Source organism: Psychrobacillus sp. FSL W7-1457 (assembly GCF_038593405.1).
GTDB lineage: Bacteria > Bacillota > Bacilli > Bacillales_A > Planococcaceae > Psychrobacillus.
This window is the reverse complement of record NZ_CP151993.1, coordinates 715,134-729,127: the sequence shown is the minus strand read 5'-3', so window position 1 is coordinate 729,127 and position 13,994 is coordinate 715,134. Positions and strand designations below refer to the sequence as shown.

General features: G+C 33.0%; 6 protein-coding genes. All 6 read right to left on the bottom strand.

All coding sequences use genetic code 11. The annotated features are described in order from the left end of the window. Positions 1 to 466 precede the first annotated feature (466 nt). Positions 467 to 1,876 carry a hypothetical protein gene (locus tag NSQ95_RS03520; protein ID WP_342560283.1) on the bottom strand — a complete coding sequence of 470 codons (1,410 nt, stop codon included), beginning with the start codon at positions 1,874 to 1,876 and terminating at the stop codon, positions 467 to 469. A gap of 66 nt (positions 1,877 to 1,942) precedes the next feature. Continuing rightward, entirely contained in the window at positions 1,943 to 3,676 is a 1,734-nt protein-coding gene (locus NSQ95_RS03515) for a hypothetical protein (RefSeq protein ID WP_342560282.1), read from the bottom strand. Between the two features lie 24 nt (positions 3,677 to 3,700). Next, on the bottom strand, positions 3,701 to 4,534 hold the full coding sequence (locus tag NSQ95_RS03510) for a hypothetical protein (RefSeq protein ID WP_342560281.1): 834 nt from the start codon (positions 4,532 to 4,534) through the stop codon (positions 3,701 to 3,703). A gap of 337 nt (positions 4,535 to 4,871) precedes the next feature. Next, positions 4,872 to 8,288: a S8 family serine peptidase gene (locus tag NSQ95_RS03505; RefSeq protein WP_342560280.1), complete on the bottom strand. Its 3,417-nt coding sequence runs from the start codon at positions 8,286 to 8,288 to the stop codon at positions 4,872 to 4,874. A 205-nt stretch (positions 8,289 to 8,493) separates the two neighbouring features. Then, positions 8,494 to 10,731 (bottom strand): hypothetical protein, encoded by a 2,238-nt coding sequence (locus NSQ95_RS03500; protein ID WP_342560279.1) that lies wholly within the window; start codon positions 10,729 to 10,731, stop codon positions 8,494 to 8,496. 166 nt (positions 10,732 to 10,897) lie between these two features. Continuing rightward, complete coding sequence (locus NSQ95_RS03495; protein ID WP_342560278.1) at positions 10,898 to 13,216, bottom strand: hypothetical protein; 2,319 nt, start codon at positions 13,214 to 13,216, stop codon at positions 10,898 to 10,900. Positions 13,217 to 13,994: the final 778 nt, after the last annotated feature.

Genomic DNA, 13,994 nt, shown 5'->3' with positions numbered 1-13,994 from the left:
CAATACAAAATCTAGAGCAAGTTGCTTCTCTTGCACTGCAGTTGTTGGTTTGGGCCAATTCTGACAGGAAGCTTTCTCTTACACGCCATTTGCGTCAACAGTAAATCTTTATTCCTAATACCCCTATTAAAATATACAAATATTTCAAGAATAAATAAATCATATTATTCCGACAATTAACTTCATTTGCATTCTTTTAGTTAAGAATTCCTCTATATTCGATTGTTCTCGACAGCAACTTATGTATTATTCTGTAAAAAAAGCGAGGAAAGTTTTTTATAGGACTGTTAATTTTATAGCCTCTATTAGATAATATGAATACGAAAATTTATCGCTATCTATAATTGGAACAATTCTTAAATACTGACTGGTCAAATAGGTATATACAAAAAAGCAGCCTGGCATATACCGGCTGCTTGCTTTTTAATGAATTGTGTGGAAATTGTGTGTGACACAGGGACAGACACTAATCGATAATCTCTTTATCCGTCGTTAATTGCTCAATATTTAATATATACATCTCACCATCTATAACTTTTACTGTATATCCCTTTGTTTTCTTATAGATATAATTATCTTCATCCGAATAAAAATAAAATACTTCGGCTGTTTTTACGTAGAGTGTTTGGTCATCTACTGCTTCTACTCCCGTAGCTGTATTAGACTGAAACTGATACTTGTAATAGCCATCAATTTTACCGTGGTTTTCTATTTCCTTCATATATATGGACTGCGCTTCACTTCCTGCGGGGAAAAAGGATGATATATAGGAGTAATCTGCATAATTTAAAGCATATTCAAATTCATTCCTAAATGAATCAATATACTCTGCAGCCGTTTCAGCATACATGTCTACAAGTTGTTTCTTTTCTTCTGTTGCTAGTTGATTTGCACGGTCAATTTGTAGCTTTTCTTGTACATGCGCGAATTCAATATGAGTATTGTCTGATGTAACCTTAACAGGTGTTCCCTTTAGGACGTTTCCATCTGATCCTTTTATTTCTGCCGAAAGCTGGATAGTACCATCAAAAGGAAATGGTCCAATAGTATTTGTGTCTTTTATTAATTTTTCTGTGGTTATGTTATTAATCGATAATACAGCCTCTTCTACATCGGATGTAAGAGAGACCATCCCGGCTTTTAGTGGAGGAATAAATTTGTATGTATTATCCCCTTCTCCTATTACCGCCATATCACCTGAATCCTCAATCACTGCATATTCACTTGGTACAGTAGCTTTCCAAGCGTAAATACCTGGCAAAAATTTACCTAGACTTTTAACCTCTCCTTGCTTACCTGAAACATCTAAGTCTCTTACTGCTAGAGAAGTTTTATCTAAAGGTAGCTCTACATGAACCTCAATCGGTTTTAGATTAAATGATATGCTGTCATAAATCCCAAAAAGGATGGAGTCATTTGTGACAGACAAGAATTTATTACCCATGGAGTCATCTATTATATTGGATAATTCATCATTTTCTAGAATAGTTACTTCTTCAAGGAGTTTTTCACGTAAGCCCTCCCATCCTTCAGTCTCTACATACGAATAAAAACCCTCTGGATCACTCACTACTTCATCTGAAAACGTAAAATAAGATAAAAATTCTTCCTTCTCACCTTTTAAAAATGCTTTGTTCATCTCTGAAAGGTGCCTGGACGCATCATACTTCCATTGTAAAAAGTAGTGTCCTCCAATTAGCGCGACGGCGATCACCAGAACAGAAACATAACTTAACCTACGCATTTTGCGTTGCTTCGATGTCAACTCCTTCTTCAATGGTTGAGTCATTTCTACTGATTCGAGCTTTGCACCACAATTTAAACAAAATCTTTCTTCCCCACTTATATGTGTTCCGCAGTTTATACAGTTCTTCACTCATTTCCCCTCCTATACAAGAAGCAGCCAATACTACGTACTGACTGCCCTAAAAATATGCCTTATTTAAATTTCCTTTGTAGAGACTAGCTGGTGCACAAGCCAACGATTATCCACTTTTTTTACAAGGGTAACTGTATTGTATTTCTTATCCTGCTGACTGTCTGGATAATAAATTGTAAACGCTTCAGTCGTCGTAACCTCATATGTATTATCGCCTTTATCAACTACATTCGTTACGACTGAAGATATGTAGTCTTCCTTAATTCCTTTTTTCTCTAACTCAAAAATATAATCAATAGATTCCTGTAGCTTAGGACCATCCTTTGACAAATAATCGTCGACAAACTCTATATTACGATTATTGATGGCAGCCACTCCATAGTAGGCATAATCCTCCATGAAATTCTGTAGCTCCTCTTTGACGGATGCAAGCTTCTCTGTTTGAAACATTTCTTTATTAGGCTCATAAATAGTTTCTGATCCTAATAGTGTTTCAGTAGAGATTATTTCTGACCAAGTATTTTCTAGGGAATGTACATTCCATTTCTGTTCTTTTGAATTATAGCTAAGAAAAACTTTTTGCGGGTAAATTTTATTTTCTAAGCTAGGGACTTCCTCCAGTGAATATTGGGTTTCATCAAAGCTATAAGCAACATCTAAAAATATAATCGCCTCATTATCTATTAGGCCAATGGAATTCCAGTTAATATCTAATTGATTAAGCTTACCCTTGAAATACCGTTGATCATCAATTAAGTAATCAATTTCTCCTTCTTGAAAATCCTTTTTAAAATTCGTAGAAGCAGTGGTCAATACAGTAGTTGTTTTACTTGCTTTCGCATTTGCTATTTCTTCCCCGAGAGTTAGTAAGGTGGAAGAAATAATTTCTCTTTGTTTGCCAGAAACAGGGGCTACTTTCACTTCAATGTAATCTCGATCAATTGGAAATGCTTCTGTAGTCGTTTCCCCCCAAGGAAACTGAGCAATTACCTTTGCTTTTATATCACCATCTAGAATGAGAGGTCCAAATGGTTCTGTAATGCCGCTCTCATTTACTGAATATGAATTATTATTGATGACAATTTGAATATCCTTCATCATCTTAGCATCGTAATTCTCTACAGCTATTACCGCGTGCGAAACTGGTAAGTTAGATTCCAAAAAGCTAGGGTTAGACATATCACTTGTCAAGTAAAGCTCTTGTTTACTAGAAGATTTACCAAAATCGTTATTCAAATTGGTCGATACAGTATAAATACCGGGAGTTATAGGACCAAAAATAACCCCTTCACTATCTTCCTTAATTGGAACTTCCATTTGGTTAAACTCGAAATGGAGTCCTTCAAAAATCTCTCCCGTATAAACAAACTGATCCTTAAGTTTAATGCGATACTGTTGGAAGACACCTAAGAATTTCCCACTAGGTTCAATCGTCGTTAATGGGTCAATTATATTTTTTCCCTCTTTTTTCACTAATGCAAGCAATGCTTTAGCTTCACCTTTTTTAATAGAAGAACCATCCTCATGAACGGTTAAATCTATTAATCTATCTACCTTTTCTTCAGATAATGCTTCCGTATAACGCTTTATAGTGGACTTCTCTGAATAGTAGTTCGATGCCCATAGAGAAAATCCAACAAGTATAACTAGTACGGTACCAATCATACTTCTTATAACTATCTGTTTCTTTGTTATTATTTTCTTTTCTTGTTGATCCGAAAATCTTGTACCACAATTTGTACAAGCAAAATCATTATTTCCTATTTTATGACCACATTCTTGGCAAAACCTATCCATACGAACCCTCTTTCAAATATATGTCTAATAGTCTGTAAAGTAATTTAAATATTGACCGATTGTTGAATCTGCAATGACAGATATAAAGATGCTGTATAGAATACAAACAAGAACGATATATAGAAGATATCCATAATAGGAATCAATGCCCTTCGGACTATTAGAAAGTAACCTTGACATAATATAAAGTGGAATGACTATAAGAATTATAAGGAAAGAAATGACCAAAATAATATTTCCATATAAATATGACTTGATTAACATTAAAAATAATCCAAATAAGGATAGTATAATAACGGATAAAATATGTGCTCCATAATAACTGATTAACTCTTTCCAAGAGTCGCCGGATCCAAATGCCTTACCTACGATGAACATACTTAATAGAACTATAAGTACGGTAAATAAAATAAAAAAGACTATACTGCTAAAAATAGATAAGAAAGATGGACCTACATATTCATTTTCAAATAAACTACCTACACTTCCAAAAATAGATGATGTGATACTTTGAACAAATCCATATATCGCTAACCCTATGATAGCTGCAAGGATGACTATTGAAATCATTCCATTTATAAATTCTTTATTCCCAGCAGTAAAGACTTTTGATGGGTTTTTAATAAAATTAAGAAAATAAGACCAATAAGCTTTTGATTGTGCCATCACTTTTTCTACATGTACGCTTGGTTGCACCTGTGGAGCGACTGGTTGTGAAAAGGAAGGTCCTTCCTGACTGACTGTTTCCGTAGTAGCCGATACTTGTTCGTTGGAGACTGATACCCCCAATAATGACCCGCATTTCCCACAAAATTTACCTGTTTCTTGGCTTGTGCCACACTCTAAACAATTTTTCATTTTTTCCTCCTAGACTTTTTTTACAAAAGCTTGCCTGCCTTAAGACTCATCCAGTAACATGTCTTTGGATATATTTTTAAACTTACCAATAAAACCATTAACATATAAAAATGGAAAACTTAAGTAATTCTATATAACTATATCATATTTTGTCTGGATATAAAGAACAATGTTTTATTTTGTTGAAAAATAATGGATTCTCTCTAACATCTACTGAGGAACCACCAAATTCTTATAAATTAAGCTGATTCAACCACAAAAAAAACCCCGAATTGACCACTTTCTAAAGTGATTTCGAGGTTATACATAATTAATGATTAAATGACTATTTTATTGCTTAATTAACAGAGGTTTTTTTCACTGTATAATTATATATTCGTTTATTACCTAAAATATCTTCAACAGTTATATTTACTCTAGTTTTTATTGCTAAATATTCATCTAATGCAATATTAAAGGTATTATTCTGATCTGACACTGCATTATAACTCATACCACCTATACTAACTAGAATAGACGCTTCTTCATTTACTGTTCCAACTATCTCTTTGCTGTTGGCATATATATCTTCTAATTTTAAAATAGGAGCTGTTCTATCTCGTAATACTGTTATTATTTTGTGGTTACTTTTGTTTCCATTAAGATCCTCTGCTACAATAGCAAGTTTAGTATTGATAGCCTGCTCATCCATATTAATACTAAAATTTCCATTCTCATCAGTAATTCCTGTTGCTATCGGATCGCCTACTAGTTTATTAGAGCTTACATTGTAGACAAAGACTGTACTATTTTCGTTAATCACACCTGAAATTGCTGAAGAGGTTTTATGGTAAAAACTATCCACTTTTTTAATCTGTGGTATGGTTTTATCTTGTACGACTACTTCTTCTACAATTTGATTAGACCCTAAATCCGTTATTAATAAACCAATTTTTGTACCAGCAGGCTGTTTAGTAATGCTAATTTTAAAATTACCATTAACATCTGTTGCTATAGGCTTTTTAGTTAGTAATTTTTCACCAACCGTTACTTCCACCGTTGCCTCTTTACTAACTTTTCCACTGATTGAAGACAAGTTATCTGCTGCATTAATTTCCAAGAGTTCGGGGTTAATATCGTCGTTTTCTACAAGAATACTTAAAACATAACTATCTAAACCTTTTGGTTTTGCAAAGTCTGTCGCTTTCAGTTCAATGTTTGTCCCAGAACTTATAAGTTGCTTTAATTTTATTGTAAAATTCCCCACATTATCGGTTGTAGTAGTGCCAACTACTTTCCCATTAACTGTAGCCACCACCTTGGATTTTTCACTTATTTTACCTTGAATTAACTTGCTTGTATTGTATATTTTCGGATTTTCCGAGAATACTGGTTTCGTACCATCTAAAACTGTTATAATTTTTTCTGATTTATTTCCAACTGAATCCCTAAATATAAAATTGACCTTCGTATTTGTCTCTTGTTTTGGTAGTGTAATACTAAAGGAACCATCTTTTTTAGTATCGGTTAGGTTTACAATTGTTTCTTTACCTATTTTTACTTCTATTGTTCCTTTTTCATTTAACCTTCCAGCAATTACATTCTCACCAGTATTGTCTAAAGTTAATGTTTTAGGTTCTATTAATAATGGTGCCTTTTTATCTGCCAATACTGTAATAATAGTTTCTTTACTATAATTAGCATCTTCATCTATTGCAATAACCTTTATTTTCGTTCCTTTTACCATTGAAGTATTCAACTCATAGGAAAAGCGATTCTCTTGAGCCATTAACTGCATATCTTTATTTAATAGTGTCCAATTTTTATTGTCTACTGAACTAAAAATCTCAATTTTTGCTTTTTCACTTACTTCTCCTTCAATATACAGAGAAGTATCATAAACTGTCTCCACTTTTTTAATAACTGGAGCTAAGCCATCTTTTACAACAAATTCAAACGCTAAAGTATTTGCAGGTGTAGCACTGTCTACAATCTCAATTGAACCTTTTGATCCTGCTAGTTGTTTACCGATCGTAATTTTAAACTTTCCATTTGCATCCGTTTTACCTTTAAACTGCTTATTAGAGATGTTTACATTTATAGTAGCTTGTTCAGAAACTACACCTTCAATAAGGGTATTTGTGTTAGTTACAACTAAAGTCTCTTTTAATTCCGGTGGTACATCGTCATGGACAACGACAACAGTTGCTTCAGAAAATTTTTGACCTAATGTTGAGGTAACAAATAGCTTACTGTCTGTTTTTTGATGTGACTTCATTTTGATATTAAAGACACCATTTTTATCAGCAATACCACTTCCTACTAATAAGTTTTTGGAATCTTTAACTGAAACTTTTGCCTTAGCCACTGTAGTTCCCTTAATATATAGCATACTATCAAATACTTCATCTACTTTTATATCTATCGGATTAATATCTTCAATTAATTTTTCTGCATCTATCATTTTCCCAGATGAAGTCTTTTTACTTCCAGGAACTGTTCTACCTGATTTTTTTATTAGTTCGATTAGTTGTTGAGGAGTGTACTTATCAGAGATTCCCATAGCAAGTGAACTAATCCCACTTACATGAGGGGCAGCCATAGAAGTACCGCTCATGAAATCATAATCTCCAGGAATAGTACTTAAAATATCTTCCCCAGGTGCTGCTATATCAACATTTTTTGTACCATAATTTGAAAATACCGCCAAATTCCCTTGATTATTTAATGCTGCTACACTTAAGATATTTGAACTATTATAATCGGATGGATAATGTGGATAAGTATCGTTATTAAGTCCGTCATTACCTGCTGCTGCAACAAATAACATATTTGAATCTTCAATAGCAGCTTTTAACAACCTATCAAAAGATCCTCCGCCCCAACTATTATTAGATATTCTAACTCCCTTATCTTTGGCATATTCTATCGCTCGAATAGCATCAGACGTCCGTCCACCATAAGGACCAAGAAATTTTAAAGACATAATTTTTACATTCGGAGCGATACCTGCTATACCAATTTGATTATTTGTAGAGGCTGCTATAGTCCCCGCAACATGTGTTCCATGCTCGTCTCCATCGAAATAATCAAATACACTTTCATCATTGTTATAAAAATCATACCCATTGATATCATCTATGTAACCATTATTATCATCATCTATCCCCGGTAAGCCATTTGCTTCTAATTCATTTATCCAGATATTTTCTCTTAAATCTGGATGGTCTATTTGTGTACCTGTATCTATTACTGCAACTACTACTTCTTTTAACTCTCTATTTTTTACCAACTTCCATGCTTCCGGCATATTTACATCCATATTCACCTTACCAATAACCCTTAACTTCTGACCTGTGTTGTTAAGTCCCCACATAAGATCAGCATATGGATCATTAGAGATTTCTGTTGGATAGTAAATATAATTCGGTTGAACTTCTATTATTCCCTCTACAGATTCTAATGTACTAACAAAATTCTGGGTTGTGTAGTATTGTGGTATCTCTACTTTAGCAATATTTTCTGTGATCAATTCGTTAATTTTTAATCCTTGATGTTTAAGTTTTTCTTCTGTTAAGGCTCCTTGCTCAAATTTTACTAATAATTCTCCTTCCACATAGGCAGGTGAATCTTTCTCCTGTTTTAACGGCTTAAATGATTGATAGTTTTCTTCTGCGTTGAAAATCGGTGGACTCATTCCCAAAATACTTACCATTACTAATAAACAAATATTCATTTTCAATACTTTTTTTAAAACTTCTCTCTTTTTGTCCAAATTATCATCCCTTAATATAGTTATTTAGTATGTATTAATCCTTCAAAATACCAATATATACTAAAAATAGTATACGTTATATTTAGTTCTTTTGGAATAACTAGTTAGATTTTTTTTATTTTATACTATTATAAAAACCCCGTAATATATAGACCATTGTCTAATATCTACGGGGTAGTTCGGTTTTCTTTAATAACTATTAAATTTAATATTTATTTATAATGAATTCTGAGCTTAATGACAAATCGAAATTATAAGTATTTTTAATACCATTTATACTCACAATTTGAAGAGGTCCAGACAATCCTTCCACACTTCCAGCTTCCCTAATTTCTGCAGCAATTGTACCATCTATTGTATTACCAAATTTTATTTTAAAACCATTAGTAGTTTTAGTAAAAACATTACCTTTTAGATTATTAGTATACTGTACCGTAGTTCCATCTTCATCTTTTAATGTTATATAGGCATTCTTAGAAATGACTGCTTGATCTTGAGCTACTACAGTTCCATTATTACGTTTAATAGGTGCAATAGTAAAAGTTAGTTCTTCATTAGAGAGATCCTGATCTTCAGTCTTGCCATTAGTTATTGAAAGTAAATTAAAAGGTCCCTCAATAATTTTAAAAACACTACCACTATTAAACGTTGGTGTCTTTTTCCCAGCTTCTTGTTGAACCATATAGATATTAGTAATATTATTTTGTTCTACAGGTGTTTTAAACTTCCATTTTCCTGTTGAATTCATCTTTACTTTACCCATGTAACTACCGGAACTTTTGAAAAAGAACACCTCAAAGTTTGGTTGTCCACTTCCCGTTAATTCAACTTCATTTCCAATCATTCGATAACCTGAGCTAGATTTATATGCAAAATCAGAGTCTAATAATAAGGGAACAGAATAATAATTTGTTGAAATATTAAAATTTGAAGAAGAATTAGGTTGATAGTTACCAGTGATAGTATCATTTATATCTAAAGCATCTTTAAACGTATTTAAAGAAACTGCTACTCCCTCATTTTTGTACGTATTGGAGTTTCCTTTAAAAATATATTTTGCCCCATCTGTTGTAACAAAGTAGTTATTAGCAACATCAACATAGTATACTTTTTTACTTGAAATAGTACCTGTTTTAGCAGGAGTATAGAAGTTTAATTTTGGAGAAGTTAAAGTCTCTACTTCTCTGCTATTTTCTAATTTACTAAAAGTAATAACCTTATCTAATGCTGAAGAGCTTAAGCTGCTTGCAGTAAATGTTATGGTAACTGATCCGTTCTTATCTGGTAAGACATTTACGCTTTTAGAACCACTAATATTATTTTCAATTCCATTAATAGATAATACTTTCAATCCAGTGGGAATGTCTATTTTAATAGTGTTATAACCATATGATCCGGCAAAAGTACCTTTTAAAGATAAAACTTCAGAAGTGTCTCTGTGCTGTGTTTCAGAACTTTCCATTTGTATTGTGGCAATACTGCCAGGTACGGAAAAGCTAACCGAACTTCCTTTATATTTTATTGCATATTTTAAACTTGGAGTTTGAGCCGATGTAGTTAATGTTACCGTCATCCCATCTTTACTTAGAACAGCATTTGTAATTACTAGACCATTATCGGCTGTAAATTCTGAAGTTCTAACAGAAGTTACTGGTCTATTTAATTTTAAGTTTAGTGTAGTATCACTTGTCCTGCTAATAGATGAAATTTGCACTGGTAACAAGTTAATAACTCCATTTAAACTTGTTTGGAGAGAGCTTTCCCATTTAAGAATATTAGCATTTAATATAGCCTGAGCTTCATTTATGTTTCTAAGAGCATTAGCTTGCCTGGATAATCTAATATCTTCTTTTGCCTCTTTCGTTAACATATGAACAGTAACTTCATTTTTTAGCTCATTTATTAGTTTTTCTGCAGGCCCCTTTATAGTGTTACGGATTTTATCTCTTGTAGATTGTCCGTATACTCTATCCAATAAAATGGTTTGTTTACGAAACTCTGCTGTCATTTCATGGTAGGCTTTTTCAACTTGATCTAAATCATTTAATAGTACTGCAGTAGAAAGTGCACTTGTTCTTTCTTTAATTTTATTACTCGCTGTAATAGCATCTAAATACGCTTGTGTACGTTTTAATTGAAGCTTAGCCTCTGTTAATTTTGCATCATATTTTAATTGTTCGGAAAAACTAAGTGAGCTTATAGCTTTCTCAGCACTTGCTAGTGCATTTTTTGCGTTATTATATTGTTCCCATGGTTGTGTTACACCATCAGCAGATCCTTCAACAGAAATAGCCCACTTTAACACAGTACTTGCATTCTGTACATTAACCATAAGCTGGTCGATATTATTCGCAGCTTTAACCTGAGAAACTTGGACAGGTGAAATTATAGCGGTAGCTGCAACTGTGGAAGCAATTGCCAGTTTAATATTAGTCTTTTTCAAACATATTTCCCCCTAACTTTTCTTATAAATTAAGTAAATTAACTAATAATACCATCCACTAATCTTATTTGAACCGTAAAGTGTATATAAAAATCCCCTTAACCAATATTGATTAAAGGGATTTTTTGTTTAATATTAGTAAAATCAAAGATAATACAAATTATTGTTATTTAGTGAAAGATTTACCATCTTCATGTAATTTATAAGTAACATTGTCTTGATTAAGAACACCTGATACAGAATCAACGTTAAAGTATGATGCACCCGTTACTGAATCAGTTTGGAAATTAAAGTTAGCTGCAGCGCTTACTTTAGTAATAACTAATGTGTCAGCAGCAGTAGTTGAAGTATGTTCTACAGTTAAAGTTGCTTTTCTTCCAAAACCATCGTCAACTACGATTGTTCCCTTAGTACCATTTTTAAAGTCATGACCAAACGCTTCGTTATTAACGAAATCAAATAATAAAGAATCACCAACACTTAAACCTGGAGTTGAATTATCATTCCAAGTAATTGTTTCAGAAGTGAATTTACCTACATTTAAGTAAGCAAAAGTATACGTTCCATCATCAACAGCATCAGTTTGTGTATCACCTTTAGCAACTTGAACAGCATAAAGTTTGTTTGTAACATTTTGCTTTAAATTAGCTGCTTGAACAGCCCAAGTTCCATTTGAACCAACAGTAGTTTCTGCAACTACAGTATCTTTATCTTCTCCATTAAGAGTTACATCAGTAATATCCGAATCATCTTCTAAATCAGAAATGTCTACTGAATCCTTTTCTAAGTAAATATATACTTTAGATCCTGGTTGACCTTCACCAGTTAAACGGAATGTAGTTCCATCATAAGTAAGTACTTTAGCAGGGTTTTTAATTTCAACATCTGCATCTGCATCTGTATCTTCAATGATAGTGAACACTGAAGTATTAGCTTTATTTTCTTGATAATCTACAGTATACGTATCATTTTTTGATAAAGCAGCTTTAAAAGCGTCTAATGTTACAACTTTTTCTGCAACGATAAATGTATCATTGCTATCAAAATTATATTTTAAACCAGCTAAAACAACATAATTATTAGTTTTATCAATAAAGTCTAGATCAGAACCGTAAGTTCCACTCGCATTATCTACGCTAGTTTTAGCAGCTTCGTAGAAGTAAGTTAATCCACCTTTAACAAATTTAGAAGAATCTTCTTGATTTGTGAATACTGGATAAAGAACTGTTGTTGCTTCATTTTCTGGAACAGATACAATGATGGAAACTTTTCCATCTAGTCCTGCTTCAACTTCAGCATATTGACCTCCGTCGACTTTAACTCCATCAATATTGCTAATGTAGGCAGGGCCAGTATAGTCAGTTCCATCTGGTTTTTTTAGTTGAATTTCAACTACACCAGTGTAGTTTCCGTTATCTGAGTTCTTAACACTTGCAGTGTAAGTTCTAGTATTAGTAGTTTCAATACGTGCCGTATCTGCAGCGTCTACAGTTGTAGAACCATCTGTTGGGTTAGCAGGAGCAGTAAATGATTTACCAGTTGCTACACCTTGGTATGCTAACGCATAAGTTTTTCCAGCTACTTGATCAGTAGTTTTTAACGTAACAGTCTTTTTGTCCGTTCCAAGAGTAGCAGATTGAACAACAAGTCCATTATCAAATGTAAATTGACCAGCCGCTAATAAATCAGCAGGAGTTTTAGAGAATTTTACTACTACAGTGTTTTTGTCAGTACGAGATACTGATAACACTTGAAGTGGCATAGAAGCTGCTACATCATCAGCTGATTTTTGTAGAGTAGTCTCCCATTTAAGATCAGCTGCATCAAGAATTGATTGAGCTTCAGTTAATTTAAGAGCTGCTTCTTCTAATTTGTTAGCTTTTACGTCAGCTGCTGCTGCTTTAGTAAGCATATGAACAGTTACTTCGTTAGCATAGCCACGAACTGTTTTTTCGATTGGTAATTTGTATTCTTTAAGAATTTCATCACGAGTTGATTGTCCATAAACACGGTAGTTAAGAATCGTTTGTTTACGGAATTCTTCAGTTACTACATGATATTCTTTTTCGATTTGATCTAGGTTACCCGCTTTAACAGCAGCTTCGAAAGCAGCGTTTTTAGCAAGGATTTTCTTACCAGAAGTAATAGCATCAATGTATGCTCCTGCACGAGTGATACTTACTTTTGGATCTACTAATTTAGCTTGTGCAGCTAATTTTTCAGAAGTTGCTAATTTAGCAATTGCGTCCTCTGCTTTTTTCAATGCGTTTTTAGCATTGTTGTACTCAGCCCATGGCTCAGTTTTGTAGTCAGCAGTACCTTCTACTGAAATAGCCCATTTAAGAACTGTACCTGCATTTTGTGCGTCTGTGATTAATTGATTTACGTTTGTTGCTGCATCTGCTTGTTGAGCTGGTGCTGCTGCAACGAATGCTGAAGCTGCTACTGCAGTTGAAGCTGCAATTTTAATAGCTTTTTTCTTCATAAACTTGTGATCTCCCTTCGCTTGTGTGTTGCTTTTTTTGTAGTGTGTAAATGCGGTCGCCTGATCGCGTCCATTATCATCACCCTAACAATATATGAGTATACCCAACTCTTATACTAAAATCAACCAATAATATAGAAAGTTTACCAGTTTTTTTAAAGAATGATGTTATGAAAGCACCAGTGACTTCATTACACTTTCCATAATACAGTAACATTACCAATTATGCTAGTCTTTTTTAGAATTTTTTCTTTTTACAATATAGTTTGATAGATTTCTATTATCTCCCATTTATTAGGATAAGTCTGATTTAAAAAATAATTTTATATTTTTTAGAAAAAGGCGTGCATTTTTCCAAATATATGTTATGATGTCAGTATAGAAGGTTACTTATAAATGTGTAACGCCGTAAACTTGTTTGTACATTAATTAGTGTGCAGCCTTCTACTTCCTTCGTTTTATCGCTCAAGAAAAGAAGCATCTGATCTTCGGATGCTTCTTTTCTTATTTTACCAGACAACTATAATTTCCATTCTAAAAAGAAGCATCGACCTCATATTGGGTCGATGCTTTTTCTATTTTCTGGTTATCTTTTTACATATGTAGTCTACCTAGCTTTCTTAATATAAACCATTTTTGACTAGAATAACTATAGAGGATAATAATTTTATGACTTATTATGGGTAGTTTAATAGATATTAATTAATTACTTATAATGGAATCCACGACTCTTAGTACGTTGTAATATATCTCTTTTTCTTGTAAAACACCTGTAAAA